General features: G+C 72.9%; 15 protein-coding genes. 5 read left to right on the top strand and 10 right to left on the bottom strand.

What is annotated here, in order from left to right; translation table 11 throughout:
• Position 1 precedes the first annotated feature (1 nt).
• The 8 genes from ACK8OX_RS00075 to ACK8OX_RS00040 all read right to left on the bottom strand — a co-directional run bounded on the left by ACK8OX_RS00075 (position 2) and on the right by ACK8OX_RS00040 (position 8,838).
• On the bottom strand, positions 2-1,168 hold the full coding sequence (locus tag ACK8OX_RS00075; RefSeq protein WP_430661863.1) for an acyl-CoA dehydrogenase family protein: 1,167 nt from the start codon (positions 1,166-1,168) through the stop codon (positions 2-4).
• A 122-nt stretch (positions 1,169-1,290) separates the two neighbouring features.
• Positions 1,291-2,067 (bottom strand): cyclase family protein, encoded by a 777-nt coding sequence (locus ACK8OX_RS00070; protein WP_430661862.1) that lies wholly within the window; start codon positions 2,065-2,067, stop codon positions 1,291-1,293.
• Positions 2,068-2,090: 23 nt separating this feature from the next.
• Positions 2,091-3,404 (bottom strand): TRAP transporter large permease, encoded by a 1,314-nt coding sequence (locus tag ACK8OX_RS00065; protein ID WP_430661861.1) that lies wholly within the window; start codon positions 3,402-3,404, stop codon positions 2,091-2,093.
• Positions 3,405-3,408: 4 nt separating this feature from the next.
• A complete protein-coding gene (locus tag ACK8OX_RS00060) occupies positions 3,409-3,966 on the bottom strand; it encodes a TRAP transporter small permease subunit (RefSeq protein WP_430661860.1) in 558 nt (185 codons plus the stop codon).
• A gap of 27 nt (positions 3,967-3,993) precedes the next feature.
• The gene (locus ACK8OX_RS00055; protein ID WP_430661859.1) at positions 3,994-5,067 is read right to left on the bottom strand and encodes a C4-dicarboxylate TRAP transporter substrate-binding protein; all 1,074 of its coding nucleotides are present in this window, start codon (positions 5,065-5,067) and stop codon (positions 3,994-3,996) included.
• Between the two features lie 23 nt (positions 5,068-5,090).
• Entirely contained in the window at positions 5,091-7,487 is a 2,397-nt protein-coding gene (locus ACK8OX_RS00050; RefSeq protein WP_430661858.1) for a xanthine dehydrogenase family protein molybdopterin-binding subunit, read from the bottom strand.
• Entirely contained in the window at positions 7,484-7,969 is a 486-nt protein-coding gene (locus ACK8OX_RS00045) for a (2Fe-2S)-binding protein (RefSeq protein ID WP_430661857.1), read from the bottom strand. The genes ACK8OX_RS00050 and ACK8OX_RS00045 overlap by 4 nt, the downstream gene beginning before the upstream one ends.
• Complete coding sequence (locus ACK8OX_RS00040; RefSeq protein WP_430661856.1) at positions 7,966-8,838, bottom strand: FAD binding domain-containing protein; 873 nt, start codon at positions 8,836-8,838, stop codon at positions 7,966-7,968. The genes ACK8OX_RS00045 and ACK8OX_RS00040 overlap by 4 nt, the downstream gene beginning before the upstream one ends.
• Before the next feature lie 146 nt (positions 8,839-8,984).
• Here ACK8OX_RS00040 and ACK8OX_RS00035 point away from each other — a divergent pair, with 146 nt between their 5' ends.
• Positions 8,985-9,593 carry a TetR/AcrR family transcriptional regulator gene (locus ACK8OX_RS00035; protein WP_430661855.1) on the top strand — a complete coding sequence of 203 codons (609 nt, stop codon included), beginning with the start codon at positions 8,985-8,987 and terminating at the stop codon, positions 9,591-9,593.
• Positions 9,594-9,602: 9 nt separating this feature from the next.
• Here the strand turns inward: ACK8OX_RS00035 and ACK8OX_RS00030 are convergent, their stop codons facing one another.
• Complete coding sequence (locus ACK8OX_RS00030) at positions 9,603-9,848, bottom strand: hypothetical protein (RefSeq protein ID WP_430661854.1); 246 nt, start codon at positions 9,846-9,848, stop codon at positions 9,603-9,605.
• A gap of 257 nt (positions 9,849-10,105) precedes the next feature.
• Between ACK8OX_RS00030 and ACK8OX_RS00025 the strand changes: the two genes are divergently transcribed.
• The 4 genes from ACK8OX_RS00025 (at position 10,106) to ACK8OX_RS00010 (ending at position 16,324) form a co-directional block, all read left to right on the top strand.
• Complete coding sequence (locus ACK8OX_RS00025) at positions 10,106-12,844, top strand: PAS domain-containing protein (protein WP_430661853.1); 2,739 nt, start codon at positions 10,106-10,108, stop codon at positions 12,842-12,844.
• A 67-nt stretch (positions 12,845-12,911) separates the two neighbouring features.
• On the top strand, positions 12,912-13,919 hold the full coding sequence (locus tag ACK8OX_RS00020; RefSeq protein WP_430661852.1) for a Bug family tripartite tricarboxylate transporter substrate binding protein: 1,008 nt from the start codon (positions 12,912-12,914) through the stop codon (positions 13,917-13,919).
• A complete protein-coding gene (locus ACK8OX_RS00015; RefSeq protein ID WP_430661851.1) occupies positions 13,919-15,193 on the top strand; it encodes a Zn-dependent hydrolase in 1,275 nt (424 codons plus the stop codon). Before ACK8OX_RS00020 ends, ACK8OX_RS00015 begins: the two co-directional genes overlap by 1 nt.
• A 201-nt stretch (positions 15,194-15,394) precedes the next feature.
• Positions 15,395-16,324 carry a crotonase/enoyl-CoA hydratase family protein gene (locus ACK8OX_RS00010; RefSeq protein ID WP_430661850.1) on the top strand — a complete coding sequence of 310 codons (930 nt, stop codon included), beginning with the start codon at positions 15,395-15,397 and terminating at the stop codon, positions 16,322-16,324.
• Between the two features lie 46 nt (positions 16,325-16,370).
• Here ACK8OX_RS00010 and ACK8OX_RS00005 read toward each other — a convergent pair.
• A partial coding sequence (locus ACK8OX_RS00005) for a response regulator (protein ID WP_430661849.1) occupies positions 16,371-17,308 on the bottom strand: 938 nt, incomplete at its 5' end.

Below are 17,308 nucleotides of genomic sequence, written 5' to 3'. Positions count from 1 at the left end.
CCTAGCCCCGCGCCGGCTTCGGGTTCTTCGGCAGCATGTCGCGGGAGATGATCTCCTTCATCACCTCCACCGCGCCGCCGCCGATGCGGCCGAGCCGGGCATCCACGAAGGCGCGGGCGATCGGGAATTCCGTCATGTAGCCCCATCCCCCGAACAGCTGCAGGCACTGGTCCATCACGCGGCCCTGCAGCTCCGTCGTGGTCAGCTTCAGCATCGCGGCATCTACCGCCGAAAGCCGGCCTTCCAGGTGCAGCTCGATGCAGCGGTCGAGGAAGACGCGCTGCGCCTGCGTGTCGGCGCGCATCTCCGCCAGGCGGAAGCGCGTGTTCTGGAAATCCGCCAGCGTCTGGCCGAACATCCTGCGCTGCACCGCGTGGTCCAGCGTCCATCCGATCGCCGCCTCGCTGGACGCGACCGCGCGGATGGCCTGCACCAGCCTTTCCTGCGGCAGTTCGCCCATCAGCATCGCGAAGCCGCGGCCCTCCTCGCCCAGCAGGCAGTCCGCCGGCACGCGCATGTCCTGGAAGAACAGCTCCGCCGTGTCCTGCGCCTTGCAGCCGATCTTCTCCAGCAGGCGCCCGCGCTGGTAGCCGGGCAGCGTCGTGTCGACCAGCAGCAGCGACACGCCCTTCGCCCCCGCCTTCGGGTCCGTCTTGCAGGCCAGCAGCAGCAGGTCGGAGCTGTGGCCCGCGGTGATGAAGACCTTCTGGCCGTTCACCACGTAGTCGTCGCCGTCGCGGATCGCGGTGGTGCGGATGTTCGCCACGTCGCTGCCGCCGGACGGCTCGCTCATCCCGAGCGAGGCGACGACCGTGCCCTTCGCCATGCCGGGCAGCCAGCGGCGCTTCTGCGCCTCGGTCCCGTGGCGGACGAGGTAGGGCGAGATGATCTCGGACTGGAGGTAGAAGGTGGGGCCGGTGGCGCCCGCGCGCGCCATCTCCTCGACCATGATGGCGCCGTGCAGGAAATCCCCGCCCGCGCCGCCGTATTCCTCCGGCACGGCGGTGCAGAGGAAACCCCCCTCCCCCGCCTTCAGCCAGGCGCTGCGCGGGACGATGCCCGCCTTCTCCCAGGCGGCGTGGTGGGGCGCGATCTCGGCGGCGATGAAGCGCCGCACCTGGTCGCGGAACAGCTCATGCTCGGGGGTGAACAGGGTGCGCGGGATCACGCCGGGCGTTTCCTTCGGTTCGGCTGCCCAGCCGGGCGGCCTTACCGGTCAGTATCCCTTTCTTCGGGCGGGAAGACAACGCCCGGGCGGGGGCCGCGGGGAGGCGTGCGGTGTGGCGCGCCTCAATCCTCGAAGATCGCGACCGCGCGCGTGAAGCCGGCCGAGCCGCCGCGGATCTTGAAGGGGAAGCACGCCACCTGGAAGCCGGTGGGCGGCAGGCCTTCGAGGTTGGCGAGCTTCTCGATGTGGCAGTAGCCGCGCACCATCCCCGCGCGGTGGCCTTCCCAGATGAGCGATGCGTCGCCCGTCTCGGCATAGCGCCGCGCGGTGTGCAGGAAGGGGGCGTCCCAGGACCAGGCATCGGTGCCGCAGACGCGCACGCCCTGCGCCGTCAGGAACAGCGTCGCCTCCCGCCCCATCCCGCAGCCGCGCGCCAGGTAGTCCGGCTGGCCGTAGCGCGCGCCGGCCGCGGTGTTCACCAGCACGATGTCGAAGGGCGCGAGCGTGACGCCGATGCGCGCAAGCTCCGCCTCCACCTCCGCCGCCGTCAGCACATGGCCGTCCGGCAGGTGGCGGAAGTCGAGCTTGACGCCGCGGCCGAGACACCATTCGAGAGGCACCTCGTCGATGGTCCAGGCGCGCCGGCCGCCATCCATGGTGGAGTGGTAGTGATAGGGCGCGTCGAGATGCGTGCCGGTATGGGTCGTCAGCCGCAGCCGCTCGATCGCCCATCCCTCCCCGCCCGGCAGGTCCTCGATGCGGAGGCCGGGGAAGAAGCGCGCCACCTCCGCCGCGCTCTGCCGATGGTCGACATAGTCGATCTCCGGCGTGTGGCCCGGCGGGTCGGAGGCGATGCCCGCCTCCAGCGCCACCGACAGGTCGACGATCCGGCGCGGCATCCGCTTCCCCTTCCCGTTCCCGTTCAGACCAGCGCGGTGGCCAGCCAGGGCACCAGCGCGATCAGCAGCAGCGCGATGCCCATCACGGCGACGAAGGGCAGCGCGCCGGCGAAGATCGTCTCGATCCCCACCTTCGGATCGGCCAGCGTCGCCTTCACCGTGAAGACCGAGATGCCGAAGGGCGGCGTCAGCAGCCCCATCTCCACCGCGATGATGGTGACGATGCCGAAATGCACCAGGTCGAAGCCCATCGCCTGCGCGATCGGCGCGCCGATCGGCACCATGATGAGCAGGATCGAGGTGCTGTCGAGGATCATCCCCATCAGCAGGATGATCAGCACGAAGACGGCGAGGAACCCGTAGGGCCCGAGGCCGAGATGCTCCACCATCTCGCCGATCGCCTGCGGCACGCCCGCCAGCGCCAGCATGCGCGAATAGAGCCCCGCCGCGATCAGCAGGAACAGGATGGCGGCGGAGACGAGCCCCGTCTCCCGCAGGACGCGCCAGAGCTTCGGGCCGTTCAGCCGCCCCCGCGCCAGCGCCAGCAGCAGCGCGCCCGCCGCGCCCACCGCGCCCGCTTCCGTCGGCGTGAAGAAGCCGCTGTAGAGCCCGCCCAGGATCAGCACGACCAGCGCCATGATGGGCAGGGCCTTCCCCGCCATCTCGCCCGCCGGCATGGCGCGCTGGCTGAATTCGGGATGCGTCGCGCGCGCCATGATGCGGTCGGGGAAGAAGGCGGCGTAGACCCAGATCATCACCGCGAAGCCCAGCGCGATGATGAGGCCCGGGATCACGCCCGCGATGAACATGTTGCCGATCGAGACCTCGGCCAGCACGCCGTAGACGATCATCAGCAGCGAGGGCGGGATGAGCATCCCGAGGATGGAACTGCCCGCCACCGTCCCGGCGGCGAAGCGCATGGTGTAGCCGTGGCGCACCATCTCCGGCACCGCGACCTTGGTGAACACCGCGGCCGAGGCGATGGACACGCCGGTGACCGCCGCGAAGACCGCGTTCGCGCCCACGGTCGCCATGCCGAGCCCGCCGCGGATGCGCCGCAGCATCGCCTGCGCAACCTCGAAGGTGTCCTTGCCGATGTCGGAGATGCTGACCAGCAGCCCCATCAGCACGAACAGCGGGATGGTCGCGAAGACGTAGTCCTGGATGCCGGAATAGGCGGCCAGCGCGGTGAAGCGGAAGGCGAGGTCCGGGTTCTCGCGGATCAGCCACACGCCGACGGCGCCGGTCGAGATCAGCGACAGCCCGATCGGCAGGCCGAGCACGATCAGCCCGACCATGGCGCCGATCAGCACGAAGCCGAGGGTCACGTCCTCCATCGGCTCAGCCCCTCGCCGGGCGCAGCAGGGCGCGGGCCTCGTGCAGCAGCAGCACGAGATAGGCGACGGCCCCCGCCGCCCCGCCCAGCACGATCAGCGCGCGGAAGGGCCAGGTGGGGATGGTGAACAGCCCCTGCACGCCGAAGAATTCGCGCTGCGCCATCGAGGCCCACATCGGCGCCCAGGCGGATTGCGCGATGAAGGCCATGATCGCGGCGCCGAGCAGCAGGAAGGCCAGTTCGATCGCGCGCCCCAGCCGCGGCGCGGCACGCAGGATGCGGTCGATGAGGAAGTCGGCCCGCGTCATGCGGCGGTTGTAGACGGTGGCGCCGATCTGGAGGAACACGATGCCCACCACGGAATGGGCGGCGATCTCCGCCACCCCCGTGATCGGCGCGTTGAGGAAGGAACGCCCGACCACGTCGGCGCAGATCAGGCACATCAGTCCGAAGGTCCAGATCGTGCCGACCGCCGCCAGCGCGTCCAGCACCAGCCGCACCGGGTCGAAGGGTTGCGTCCGCGCAGCGGCGTCGAGCGCCGCCATGTCGATGTCATCCGCCATGGCGGCGTCTCCGGTCCCGGTCCTCGGTTACGCGGTCAGCTCGCGGTCCCAGTTGCGGCCGGGCGTCTGGCCGGCTTCCCGGATCGCGGCGAAATAGGCGTTCAGCACGTCCCGCGACGCCGCGCCGGAACTGTCGGCCCAGGTCTTCGCCAGGTTCGGCAGGCCGCGGATCCAGCGCTCGCGCTCGGCGGGGGCGAGGGTGCTGACGATCGCGCCCTTCTGCACCATCTCGGCCTTCGCGGTCGCGATGCGGTCCGACACGTCGCGGATATGCGCGGCGGTCGAGGCCTTGCCCGCCGCCACCAGCGCGCGGCGCACCGGCTCGGGGTAGCGGTCGTAGCGCTGGCGGTTCACGGCGATGCCGCCGACATACATCGCGCCGACATTGCATTCGGTGATGTATTTCGCGACCTCGTACACCCGCGTCGGCAGGATGCCCACGTAGAAGGACAGCGCGCCTTCCGACACGCCGGTCTGGATGTCGGTGTAGTAGGTGGTCAGCGCGCCATCCACCGGCGTCGCGCCCGTGCCGGTCAGCCAGTTCGCGCTGGTGCCGGGGGCGGAGATCTTGCGGTTGCGCAGGTCGTCCAGCGTGCGGACGGGGAAGGTGGACCAGATGTGGTAGGTGTCGGTGATGTAGGAGCTGAGCGGGATCATGTTCAGCCCGGTCCAGTTCTGCCGGATCGCGGGCACGCTCTCGTTCATGCGTTCGAAGGCGTTGGCGATCAGGCCGTGGTCGCCGGTGGCGAAGGGCGTGAAGTAGGTGACGTTCTGGAGGGGCATGGTGCTGCCCTCCCACAGCGTGCCGACATAGCCGATGTCGGTGATGTTGTCGCGCACCGCCTCCATCGTGTCCTGGAAGCGGTACAGCGTGCCGCCATAGGCCTCGCGCCAGTTCACGCGATGCGTGTTGCCGTTGTCGCGGAGGAACTTGTCCACCTCCGGCTGGAACACGGTCTTCATGATGTGGATCCAGAAGTTCTGGACCGGGTGGCTGGCGGCGATGGTGATGTTCACCGCACTCTGCGCCTGCGCCGTGTGCGCGGCGAACAGCGGCAGGGCTGCGCCCCCCGCGAGAAGGTGGCGGCGGCGGATCGTCATGGCTCTCTCTCCTCCCTGTTCGTTCAGATCGTGCCCAGCGCGCGCAGGATGCGCGCCGGGGTGAAGGGCTGTTCGGTGACGCGGGCGCCGAGAGGGCGGAGCGCGTCGTTGATGGCGTTCATCACCGCCCCCGGCGCGCCGGCCGTCCCGGCCTCCCCCGCGCCCTTGGCGCCGAGCAGCGACTCCCTCGTCGGCGTCTCCACATGGCCCACATGCATCTCCGGCATCTCGGCCGACATGGGCACCAGGTAGTCGGCCATCGTCGTCGTCAGCAGGTTCCCCTGCCCGTCATAGACGCAATGCTCGTAGAGCGCGCCGCCCAGGCCCTGCACGATGCCGCCGCGCACCTGTTCGTCGACGAGCAGCGGGTTGATCACCCGCCCGCAATCCTCGACGCACCAGTGTTCCAGCAGCTTCACCATCCCCGTCTCGACATCCACCTCGACCCAGCTTGCCTGGATGCCGTTGGTGAAGGCGAAGGGGTAGTCCTTGGTGATGAAGTGGCGCGTCTGCACCAGTTCGCGCGGCAGGTCCTTCGGCAGCGTGTCGCCGCGGAAGTAGACGATCCGCCCGAGCTCGCCGAGCGGCATCCTCTCCCGCCCCGTCTCCCGGTCCACCACCTGCCCCATGACGATGTCGAGGCTGCCCGGCGCCGCCTGGAGCATCGCCCCCGCCACGGCCAGGATCTGGTCCTTGAGCGCGAGGGCCGATTGCAGCGCGGCCTCGCCGCCGATGCCGGCGCCGCGGCAGGCCCAGGTGCCGCCGCCATAGGGCGTCGCCTGCGTGTCGCCGGTGACCACCTTCACCCGCTCCACCGGCACGCCCACGCCATGCGCCACGATCTGCGCCAGGATCGCCTCCGTCCCCTGCCCCTGCTCGGTCACGCCGGAGGCGACGACGACGGAGCCGTCCGGGTCCATCCGCACCGTCGCGCCATCCTGCGCGGAGATGCGGGCGCCGCCGATGCCGTACATGAAGGGGGACGGGTTGGTCAGCTCGATGAAGGCGGCGAAGCCGAGCCCGCGATGGATGCCGCGCCGGCGCGCCTCCGCCTGGTCGGCGCGGATGCGGTCGACCGGCACCATCTCCAGCAGCTTGTCGAGCGCCGCGTGGTGGGACAGCCCCTCGAAGCGCATCCCGGCCGGGGAGGTGAAGGGATAGGCGTCGTCGCGGATCAGGTTGCGGCGGCGGATCTCGACCGGGTCCATCCCCAGCGCCTCGGCCGCCAGGTCCACCAGCCCCTCCGTCACCGCGGTGGCGATCGGGTGGCCGACGGCGCGGTACTGGCAGGTCGGCGCCTTGTTCTGCGCCACCACCGTGGTGGTGCAGCGGTAGTTCGCGAAGTCGTACGGCCCGCCGCACAGGTTCACCACCTGGTTGCCCTCGATGGCGCTGGTGCGGGGATAGACGGAATAGGGGCCGATGCCGGTCAGGTCGTCGATGTCGAAGGCCAGGATGCGGCCTTCCGCATCCACCGCGATGCGCCCCTTGATGCGGTGGTCGCGCGCATGGATGTCGGAGACGAAGCTCTCGAACCGGTCGGCGATGAACTTCACGGGTCGGCCGAGGATGCGCGACATGGCCGCGACCGCGACCTCGTCCGGGTAGACATGCACCTTGATGCCGAAGCTGCCGCCCACGTCCTTGCAGATGACGCGGACCTTGCCTTCCTCCATCCGCAGCTGCTTCGCGAAGACGCCCTGCATCATGTGCGGCGCCTGCGTCGAATGGTGCACGGTCAGCGTGCCCTCGGCGCGGTTGTAGTCGGCGATGATGCTGCGCGGCTCCAGCGTCACGCCGGTGTGGCGGGCGGTCACGAAGGTGGCCTCCACCACCCGGTGCGCCGCCGCCATGGCGGCCGCCACGTCGCCCTTCTCCGCCGTGCGGGTGAAGACCAGGTTGTCGCCGAGCGCGGGGTGGATCACCACCGCGCCGGGCGCCAGCGCCGTCTCCATGTCGAGCTGCGCGGGCAGCGGGTCGAACTCGACGGCCAGCGCGGCCACGCCATCCTCGGCCGCGGCGCGGCTGTCCGCCACCACGGCGACGACCGGCTCGCCCTGCCAGGTCGCGCGGTCCAGCGGCAGCGGGTGTTGCGGCGCGGACTTCATGCCCTTCAGGTGGTCGAGCGTCGCCACCCAGGGGTCGCAGACCTTCGCCAGGTCCGCGCCGGTGAACACCCGCAGCACGCCCGGCACCGCCAGCGCCGCCGCGGCATCGACCGAGACGATGCGCGCATGGGCATGCGGGGACCGCAGGAAGGCCGCATGCGCCAGCCGCGGCAGGACCACGTCGTCGGTGTAGGTGGCGCGGCCCTGCACCAGCTTCGGCGCGTTCGGCCGCGGCACCGACCGGCCGATGTAGGAATTCGGCAGGTCCTCGCGCGAGAGGCCGATGGAAGCGGGGGTCGGCATGTCGTTCATCGCGCATCCCCCCGCCGGGCGGCCAGCGTCGCCTCCACCGCGTCCACGACCGCCTGGTAGCCGGTGCAGCGGCAGTAGTTGCCGGACAGGTGTTCGCGGATCGCGGCGCGGTTGGCATCCGCGTGGTGGCGCAGGATGTCGGCCGCCGCCATCACCATGCCCGGCGTGCAGAAGCCGCATTGCGCGGCATTGGCGGCGACGAAGGCGGCCTGCAGGTCCTCCACCTCGCCGCTGTCGGTCAGCCCCTCGATGGTGGTGACCTCCGCGCCGTCGAGGCTCACGGCCAGCACGAGGCAGCCGCGCAGGATCTCGCCGTCCACCCGCACCGTGCAGGCGCCGCAGACGCCGTGCTCGCAGCCCGCATGGCTGCCGGTCAGGCCGAGGTCGAGGCGGAGGAAGTCGATCAGGTGGCGCCGCGGCTCGACGCTGCGCGACACGCGTTCGCCGTTCACGGTCAGGGTGATGTCCACGCGCATGCTCATGCCGCCATCTCCGAAGCGGGCCGGAAGCGGGCCAGGGCGCGCGCGGTCAGCACGCGCGCCAGGTGGCGCTTCATCTCCGGCGGGCCGTGCAGGTCGCCCGGCGGGTCCAGGTCGCCGGCCAGCGCGGCCTGCGCCGCGGCTATGGCGCCGGCATCCAGCGCGCGGCCTTCCAGCGCCGCCATGGCGAGCCGCGCCAGCACCGGGCCGTCGCCCACGCCGAAGAAGGCCAGCCGCGCCGCGCCCACGCGCCCGCCATCGAGGACGAGGCAGGCCGCGAGCCCCGCCATCGCGTAGTCGCCTGTCCGCCGCGCGACCTCCACGATGGCGCAGCGAGTCGCCGGGGTGGCGACCGGGACCTCCACCGCCGCGATCAGCTCGCCCGGCCGCAGCGCCGTCGCCAGCAGGCCGGTGAAGAACGCCTCCGCCGGCACCCGCCGCTCCCCGCCGGCCGAGGCCAGCACCACCGTCGCGCCGAGCGCGACGACGCAGGCCGGCAGTTCGGCCGCCGGGTCCGCATAGGCCAGGCTGCCGCCGATCGTGCCGCGGTTGCGGATGGCGGGGTGCGCGATGAGGGGCACGGCCTCGGCCAGCAGCGGCGCGTGCCGCGCCACCAGCGCGTCCTGTCCCAGCTCGGCATGGCGCGTCAGCGCGCCGATGCGCAGCACGCCATCCGAAAGCGCGATGCCGCGCAGCGCCTCGATCCGCGTGATGTCGACGAGGATGCCGGGTTCCGACAGGCGATAGGCCAGCGTCGCCAGCAGCGTCTGCCCGCCGGCGAGGAGCTTCGCGCCCTCGCCATGCTCGGCCTGCAGGCGCCACACATCGCCGAGCGTCGTGGCCCGGGCATAGCCGAAGGCCGGCCATTTCATGGATGTGTCCCCTCCGCCCCGCCCCGCCCGGTCCATGCGGAACCGGCTGGGGCCTTGCTTGTTGATCAATTGATCAGCGGAAACTAAGCTGCCTGTCAAGCAGCGGGCGCAACGTCCGCGATCCGGGGGAGGACGGTTTGGACGGCATGGCGCGCCCCGCGCGGCGGCTGGAGCCGAAGGCGAGGCGCGAACAGATCGTCGCCGCCGCGGTGTGCCACTTCGCCGAGGTCGGCTTCGGCGGCACCACGCGCGACCTGGCACGTCGCGCCGGCATCACTCAGGCGCTGGTCTACCGCTATTTCGGCAGCAAGGCCGAACTGGTCGAGGCGGTGTTCGAGCGCGTCTTCCTCGACCGCCTCTCGCCAAGCTGGGCCGAGGAGATCCGCGACCGCGCCGTGCCGATCGACGAACGCCTGCGCCGCTTCTACCGCCAGTATGCCGGGGCGATCTTCACCTATGAATGGATGCGCATCTTCATGTGGGCAGGCCTGGCGGGAGAGGCGCTGAACCTGCGCTACCTCACCCGCGTCGGCGGCAGCCTCCTCGCGCCGATGCGCGACGAGATCGGCGCCTCCGGCACGCACCGCCTCCCCGAGATGGAGGAGATGTGGGCCCTGCACGGCGGCATCGTCTATCTCGGCATCCGCCGCTTCATCTACCTGCTGCCGACGCCCGACGATCCGGGCCCGGTGATCGACCGCTCCGTGGACCGTTTCCTGGCGGGGTTGCGGCGGATGCCGGCCGCCGGCCCCTGACGCGGCGCCTCAGCGACGGATCGGGGCGCGCGGGAAGGCGGGCGCCGGGCGCGGGCCCATCACGCCGTCGATCAGCGCCTTCGCCTGCATCACCATCTCGCCGAGCGTCGCCGCCGGGTCGGCAGGCACGGGCTGCGGGGCGCCGCGGCCGCCGGGCGGGTGGATGATGACGGCATGCGTGCCACGGCCGCCGTCGCGCAGTTCCAGCTGGTGGCCCCGATAGGGCTTGAAGGAGACGGCCATGAGGCGGCCCATCCGGTGATCCTTTCGCGAAGACGCCCGAGAGTCGCGCCAGCATAGCCCCTTTCCATGCTGCGATGCAGCATGGCACCGACAACGATACGCCCCCGCAGCGGCGCCGTGGCGGATGGCTGGCCTGGTGGCCACATCCGGGCACGGCCCGCCGCATGGGCCCCATCAACCCACCGTGAGACGCACCGGAGCCGCTTGCATGTCGGCGCGCATCCGTTTCGAAAGGACCGGGGATCTCAACCGGGAGCGGATTCAGCACCTTGCAACGGACCGCCTGGCGGCTCGCCTTCGTGACCGCCTCCCTCGCCTGCATCGGCGTCTGGGCGACATCGGTCCTGGTGGACCGCCGGACCGTGCTGGACGCGGCCGGGGCGAAGCTGGCCACCACGGCGCGGCTGCTGGAACTGCATGCGGACCGGGCGCTGGAGACGGGGGACCGCATCATCCGCGCGGGGGTGCTCGCCGCCGCCGACCTGCCCCGGCCGGAGGAGGAGGAGCGGGCGCAGCGGCTGGCGCAGACGCTGCATGGCCTGGTGGAGGGGGGGCAGCAGATCGCCTCGGTCTGGGTGATGGACGCGGCAGGCTTCCTGGTCGCGGAAAGCTGGTCCCATCCGCCGGCAAGCCGCGGGCCCTTCGCGGACAGGCCCTATTTCCAGGCCCACCGGGATGGCGAAGGCGGGCTGCATGTCGGGGCGCTCGCGCTCGGGCCGAGCGTGCGGCGCCTGCGCTTCACGCTCAGCCGCCCGCTGCTGGCCGCGGATGGCGCCTTTGCCGGCGTGGTCGCGGCCGGCGTCCTCAGCGACCACTTCGCCGCGGCCTATGCCGAAAGCGGCCTCGGCGCGGATGCGCGGCTCGCCCTGGTCCGGCAGGACGGCGCGCCGCTGGCCATCTGGCCGCCGCCGGCGGACCTTGCGGAAGCCGCCTCCGTGATCGGCGCGATGACCAGGGCCGGCACCGACGGCCAACTGGCGGCCGAACGCCAGCTCGCGCGCTTCCCGGTGAAGCTGGTGGTCCGCCAGGGCACGGACGGCATCCTTGCCGAATGGCGCCGGCGCGCCTGGATGACGGGCGGCATGGTGGCGGCGGTGATCGCCGCCCTTGCGGGACTCACCGCGCTCGGCCTGCGCGGCGCGGCGGCGCAGCGCGCGCTGGTCGGCGAACTGCGGGAGGAGCGCGGCATGCTGGAGCGCCGCGTCGCCGAACGGACGCGGGAACTGGCCGAGGGCGAGGCGCGCCTGCGCGACACGCTCGAGAGCATGACCGACGCCTTCATCGCGCTCGACCGCGACTTCCGGGTGGTGGACGTCAACGCCCACGCCCTCCGGCTCGATGGCCGGCCCGCGGCGGAGATCCTCGGCCGCACGCATTGGGAGCTCTGGCCCGCATCGGTCGGCACGCGGGTTGAGGAGGCCTATCGCGGCGTGATGGAGACCCGCGCGCCGGTGCAGTTCGAGCACCACTACGTCTCCGACCGGCACGATGCATGGCTCGACATCCGCGCGGTGCCGGTCGCCTCGGGCATCGCGCTGTTCTACACCGACATCAGCGAGCGCAAGCGCGCCGAGGTCGCGCTGCGCGAGAGCGAGGAGATGCGGCGCCTGGCGACCGAGGGCGCGCAGGTCGGCGTCTGGGAGGTCTGCCTCGTCACCGGGCAGGGCCACCGGTCGGCGGAGGCGATGGCGCTGCTCGGCGTCGCCGAGGCCGACTTCAGGGCCGCGGACTGGCTGGAGGTGGTGCACCCGCAGGACCGCGCGCGCGTCGCCGCGGCCTGGCGGGGGGCGATGGAAGGCGGCGCCTACGCGGTGGAGTTCCGCGCCGCGGCGCCGGACGCCGCCGGCCGGGAACGCTGGCTGCTGGCGCGCGGGCGCGCCGAGCGCGACGCCGACGGGCGGCCCCGCCGCGCCATCGGCGTGATGATCGACGTCAGCGACCGCGTCCGTGCCGAGGCGGAAACCCGCGCGGCGCTGGCCGAGCTTCGCCTGGTCTACGACACGGCGCCCGTCGGGCTCTGCGTCTTCGACCTGCAGGGCCGTTTCCGGCGCGTCAACGAACGCCTCGCCGCCATCAACGGCCTGCCCGCCGAGGCGCATATCGGCCGCACCGCGCGCGAGGTGGTGCCGGCCATCGCCGATGCGGCCGAACAGCTGCTCCGCATGGTGATCGAGACCGGCGAGCCCGTGCTGAATGTCGAGATCGCGGGCGAGACGCCGGCGCAGCCCGGCATAAGGCGTGTCTGGGAGGAGCACTGGTACCCGCTGTTCGACGCCGCCGGCCGCATCGCCGGCGTCAACGTCGTGGCGGAGGAGGTGACCGAGCGGAAGAACGCCGAGCAGCGCCAGCTCCTCCTCGCGCGGGAAGTGGACCACCGCGCCAAGAACGCGCTGACCATGGTGCAGAGCGTGCTGCGCCTGACCCGCGCGGAGGACCCGAAGGCCTTCGCGCGCGCGGTCGAAGGGCGCGTCGCCGCGCTGGCGCGCGCGCAGGGCCTGCTGGCGGAGGTGCGCTGGACGGGGGTGGAGCTGCGCGCGCTGCTCGCGGCGGAGCTTGCGGCCTTCCTGCCGGCCGAGGGCGCGATCCACGGCGCGCCCGGCCTGCACCTGGACGGCCCCTCCGTCACGCTCGCGCCGCTTGCCGCGCAGCCGCTCTCGATGATCGTGCACGAACTTGCGACCAACGCGACGAAATACGGCGCGCTCTCCGCGGCCGGCGGGATGGTCGCGCTGTCCTGGCGGGTCGATGCGGCGGCCGGGATGCTGCGCCTGCGCTGGGCGGAGAGCGGCGGGCCGCCGGTGGAAGCGGCGCCCGAACGCCGCGGCTTCGGATCCCGCGTGATCGAGATGCTGACGCAAGGCCAGCTGGGCGGCACCGTCAGCCGCCGCTGGGACGCCGCCGGCCTGGTCTGTGACATCGCCCTGCCGGTGGCGCGGGTCCTGGCGCCGCCCGATCCCGCCGCACCGTCCCCGCTGGACGTGGCGCTGGCCGGCAAGGCGGCGGGTTAGGCGCGCCGGCTTGGCGGCGGAGGCGCCGCGGCCCTAGGCTCCCCGGGACAGGACGGGGATGCGATCCATGAAGGGCCTCATGCACCGGCGGCGCAGCCTGCTGATGGGCGCCGCGCTCGCGGCAGGCGCGCGGGCGGCGGGCGCGCAGCCGGTGGCCGGCGGCCGCACGGTGCGGCTGGTTGTGCCCTTCCCGCCCGGGGGCGCCATCGACATCCTCGGCCGTCTCCTCGCCGACCGGCTCTCCCCCGTGCTCGGGCAGTCGGTGGTGGTCGAGAACCGCAGCGGCGCGGGCGGCGTGATCGGCGCGGATGCGGTGGCGAAGGCGCCGCCGGACGGCGCCACCCTCGGCATCATCGGCGTCGCCGTGCTCTGCGCCGCGCCCTTCCTCTATGCGCGCATGCCCTTCGACCCGCTGACGGACCTCGCCCCCGTCACGCAGATCACCGACGGGTCGAGGCTCTGCGTCGTGAACGCGGACACCGCGGCGCGGCGCGGCTGGACCGATTTCCGCGCGCTGATCCACTGGGCGCGGGCGAACCCGGAAGGGGTGACGATGGGCTCCTCGGGCGCCGGCACCTCCAGCCACCTCAACATCGAGGCGATCAACCAGGCGGCCGGCGTGCGCATCCTGCACGTCCCCTATCGCGGCGGCGGGCCGGCCATCAACGACCTCGTCTCCGGCCGCATCGACATGATGTTCGACAGCCCCCCCGCGCTGATGCCGCTGGTGGAACGCGGCGCGGTGAAGGCGCTGGCGGTCAGCACGCGGCAGCGGCAGTTCTACGTGCCCGACGTGCCGGGTATGGGGGAATTCGCTGATCTCGGCCTCGGCGACCTCGATGTGGACACCTGGAACGCCATCATGGCCCCGCCCGGCACGCCCGCCCCCGTCATCGCCCGCCTGCTCGATGCGGTGCGGGTCGCGGCGACGGGGTCGGACCTGCCGGACCGCCTGCGGCCGCTCGGCTTCCGCACGGTGCTGAGCGACACGCCCGCCGCGCTGGCCGCGCTGATCCGCGCCGACACGCCGCGCTGGCAGCGCCTGGTGCAGATCTCGGGCGCGAAGCTGGACTGATGACGATGCCCTCCAACCGCCCCGCGCCGGACCTCGACCTCGCGCGGGACCTGTTCGCCCGCATCCACGACGCCACGCGCGACCCGCGCGGCGGCGTGACGCGCGAGGGCTACGGCCCGGGCGAGCAGCGGGCGCACGACATCGTCCGCGCCGCGGCGGAAGGGGCAGGGCTGCGCACGCGCACCGACCCTGCCGGGAACCTCTACATGACGCTGCCGGGCACCGACCGGGCGGCGAAGCGCATCGTCATCGGCAGCCACCTCGATTCCGTGGCGCAGGGCGGCGACTATGACGGGACGGCGGGCGTCATGGCGGGGCTCGCCGTGGCAGCCGGGCTACGCCGCGCCGGCTTCGCCCCGCGCCGCGACGTGGAGGTGATGGCCATCCGGTCCGAGGAGGGCGGCGCCTGGTTCCCCACCCCCTTCCCCGGCAGCCGCGCCGCGCTCGGCCTGATGGACGCGGCGGCGCTGGCGACGCGCCGCATGGACGGCTCGGTCACGCTGGAGGAGGCGATGCGCCAGTCCGGCTTCGACCCGGACTGGTGCCGGTCGGGCGCGCGCGAACTCGGCCCGCACAATGTCGAGGCCTATGTCGAGCTGCACATCGAGCAGGGCCTGGTGCTGGAGGAGGCGGCGCTGCCGGTCGGCATCGTCACCGGGCTGCCCGGCAACCGCCGCCACCGCTTCGCGCGCGTGGTGGGCGAGTACAACCATTCCGGCACCACGCCCCGGCGGCACCGGCGCGACGCGGTGCTGGCGGCGGCGGAACTGGCGCACCGGTTGGAAGCGGCCTGGATCCGGCTGGAGGAGGCGGGGCACGAGCTGGTCTGCACCTTCTGCGTCTTCGACACCGGGCCGCGCGCCGGCTTCGGCAAGGTCCCGGGCGAGGTCGCGCTGAAGCTCGACGTCCGCAGCGGGGAACAGCGCGCGCTCGACCTGCTGTTCGGGGAGATGCACGCCCTGGTCGCGGAGATCGAGGCGCGCCGCGGCGTGCGCTTCGAGATGGGGCCCGAGCAGGGGCGCGCCCCGGTGCCCATGCATCCCGCCATGATCGACGCGCTGGACCGCGCGGCGGCGGAAGCCGGCGTGCCCTGCCGCCGCATGCCGAGCGGCGGCGGGCATGATGCGCAGAGCTTCGCCGGCGCCGGCATCCCGGCAGGAATGATCTTCGTCCGCAGCCAGAACGGCAGCCACAACCCCGACGAGGCGATGCGGATGGAGGATTTCGACGCCGCCTGCCGCGTGCTGATGGCCTGGGCCCTGGCCGCCGCCTGACGCACGGCCCGATGCCCGTATGCGGGCTCAGGCCGCCCCGGATGATCCCCACGCGATAGGCAACCCGGCGACGTTTCCATTCCGGCGCGATATTTCCGCTTGCGGGATGGAACGTATAATGTATAACTTCTTCGTGATCGACCGGACACGGGTTCGCGAACCAGCGCCCCGCAACCGGTCCGCAGCGGAGAGGAGCGCCCGATGGCCTTCGTGCAGACGACCCTTACGGAAGCTCCCGGCGCGGGCTGGCGGCCCCGGCGCGACCCGCAGGACAGCGCGACCCCGGTCGCGGCCGCCCTGCCGGCCTCCACCGCCGATCTCGGCATCGACCTCGACCTGCCGGCTGCGACGCTGTGGTCCTGGATGCGGCCGCAGGGGCGCCCCTGCTTCTCCCCCGCCCTGCTCGCCGACCTGCGAGCGATGCAGGGGGCGCTCGCGGCCCGGCCGGACACGGCGGCGCCGCTGCGCCATGTCGTCACGGGGTCCGCGGTGCCCGGCATCTACAACCTCGGCGGCGACCTCGCGCTGTTCGCCGAACTCATCGCGGCACGCGACCTCGCCAGCCTGCGCCGCTACGGCCTCGCCTCGGTGGAGGCGATCCATGCCAGCCACACCGCCTTCGGCCAGCCGATCATCACCGTCGCCCTGGTGCAGGGGGATGCGCTCGGCGGCGGCTTCGAATGCGCGCTGGCGCATGACGTGATCGTGGCCGAGCGGAGCGCGAAGTTCGGCCTGCCGGAAGTGCTGTTCAACCTGTTCCCCGGCATGGGCGCCTACAGCTTCCTCTCCCGCCGGATCGGGCGGGTCGCGGCGGAACGCATGATCCTCTCCGGCACGGTCCATGGCGCGGCGGAGCTGCATGCGATGGGCATCGTCGACGTGCTCGCCGAGGATGGCGAGGGCGAGGCCGCCACCCGCGACTGGATCCAGCGCACCTCCCGCCGCTTCAACGCCCACCAGGCCGTCTGCTCCGCCCGCCGGCGCGTCGACCCGGTGACGATGCAGGAACTGCGCGACGTGGTGGAGGACTGGGCCCGTGCCGCGCTGCGGCTGGAGCCCGCCGACATCCGCAAGATGGTGCGCCTTGCCGCCGCGCAGGACCGCCGCCTGGCCGCCATCGCGCGCGGCTGACCGGCGCGCGGCTGACGGGCGCGCCCGGGCGCCCGCGCCGCGCGGGTCAGCCCGCCGGCGCCGCGACCGCGCGGTGCGGTTCCAGCGCCTGGCGCAGGCGCGCGTATTCCTGGCGTATCGCCGCGACGTCACCCGCGCTGGCCGCCACCCATCCCGCGCCGCCGCGCGCCTGCGCCGCGCGGCACAGCGCCTGCAGCGGCAGCGCGCCGAGATTGGCCGCGCAGCTGCCCAGCGCATGCGCCTCGGCCGCGAAGGCGGTGCGGTCCTGCGCGGCCTGCGCCGCCGCCAGCCGGTCCAGCAGGCCTTCGCCGTCGGCCAGGAAATCCTCCGCAAGGCCGGCGAGGAACGACGCCCCGCCAAGCGCCAGCAGCCGGTCCAGCACCTCCGCATCCAGGGCGGCGGCCATGTGTCCGGGCCGCGCCGCAGGGGCGGGCGCGGGGGGCGCCGCCCGGGGTGCGGCGGATGCGGCTGCCTCGGCCAGCGCCGCCAGCAGCGCCGCCGGCTCGACCGGCTTGGTGATGCAGCGGTCCATGCCGGCGGCCAGGCAGCGGGCCGCCGCCTCCGGCGTGGCATCCGCGGTCAGCGCCAGCAGCGGCAGCCGCCGCGCCTGGCCGAGCGCGCCCATGCGGTAGAGCTTCGCCGCCTCCACCCCGTCGAGGCCCGGCATGTTGACGTCGAGCAGCGCGGCGTCGAAGGGCTGCGCGCCCTCCTCCTCCGCCGCTTCCAGCGCATCGAGCGCCTCGCTGCCGTTCGCGACCAGCACGACGCTGTGGCCCGCATTCTCCAGGATGCGCGCGGCGACGCGGCGGTTGACGGCGTTGTCGTCGGCCACCAGCACCCGCAACCCGGCGGCCGCCGTGGGCGGCGCCGGCGCGGTCCCGGCCGCCTCCGGCGCCCGTAGCCCGGCGATGCCGAGGGCAAGCGCGAGGTCGGCCGTGCAGGGCTGCGGCGGCAGCCGGCCGGTCGCCCAGCGGGCGGCGCCGC

The organism is Falsiroseomonas sp. CW058 (genome assembly GCF_050563535.1).
In the GTDB taxonomy this organism is placed as follows: domain Bacteria; phylum Pseudomonadota; class Alphaproteobacteria; order Acetobacterales; family Acetobacteraceae; genus Falsiroseomonas.
The sequence above is the reverse complement of the archived record's forward strand: the minus strand, read 5'-3'. Positions and strand labels throughout refer to the sequence as shown.

Excerpts from the sequence above, each read along its gene's own strand:
- ACK8OX_RS00070 (WP_430661862.1), bottom strand. The coding sequence starts at position 2,067 with ATGCCGCGCCGGATCGTCGACCTGTCGGTGGCGCTGGAGGCGGGCATC.
- ACK8OX_RS00065 (WP_430661861.1), bottom strand. The coding sequence starts at position 3,404 with ATGGAGGACGTGACCCTCGGCTTCGTGCTGATCGGCGCCATGGTCGGG.
- ACK8OX_RS00060 (WP_430661860.1), bottom strand. The coding sequence starts at position 3,966 with ATGGCGGATGACATCGACATGGCGGCGCTCGACGCCGCTGCGCGGACG.
- ACK8OX_RS00055 (WP_430661859.1), bottom strand. The coding sequence starts at position 5,067 with ATGACGATCCGCCGCCGCCACCTTCTCGCGGGGGGCGCAGCCCTGCCG.
- ACK8OX_RS00050 (WP_430661858.1), bottom strand. The coding sequence starts at position 7,487 with ATGAACGACATGCCGACCCCCGCTTCCATCGGCCTCTCGCGCGAGGAC.
- ACK8OX_RS00045 (WP_430661857.1), bottom strand. The coding sequence starts at position 7,969 with ATGAGCATGCGCGTGGACATCACCCTGACCGTGAACGGCGAACGCGTG.
- ACK8OX_RS00040 (WP_430661856.1), bottom strand. The coding sequence starts at position 8,838 with ATGAAATGGCCGGCCTTCGGCTATGCCCGGGCCACGACGCTCGGCGAT.
- ACK8OX_RS00035 (WP_430661855.1), top strand. The coding sequence starts at position 8,985 with ATGGCGCGCCCCGCGCGGCGGCTGGAGCCGAAGGCGAGGCGCGAACAG.
- ACK8OX_RS00030 (WP_430661854.1), bottom strand. The coding sequence starts at position 9,848 with ATGGGCCGCCTCATGGCCGTCTCCTTCAAGCCCTATCGGGGCCACCAG.
- ACK8OX_RS00020 (WP_430661852.1), top strand. The coding sequence starts at position 12,912 with ATGAAGGGCCTCATGCACCGGCGGCGCAGCCTGCTGATGGGCGCCGCG.
- ACK8OX_RS00015 (WP_430661851.1), top strand. The coding sequence starts at position 13,919 with ATGACGATGCCCTCCAACCGCCCCGCGCCGGACCTCGACCTCGCGCGG.
- ACK8OX_RS00010 (WP_430661850.1), top strand. The coding sequence starts at position 15,395 with ATGGCCTTCGTGCAGACGACCCTTACGGAAGCTCCCGGCGCGGGCTGG.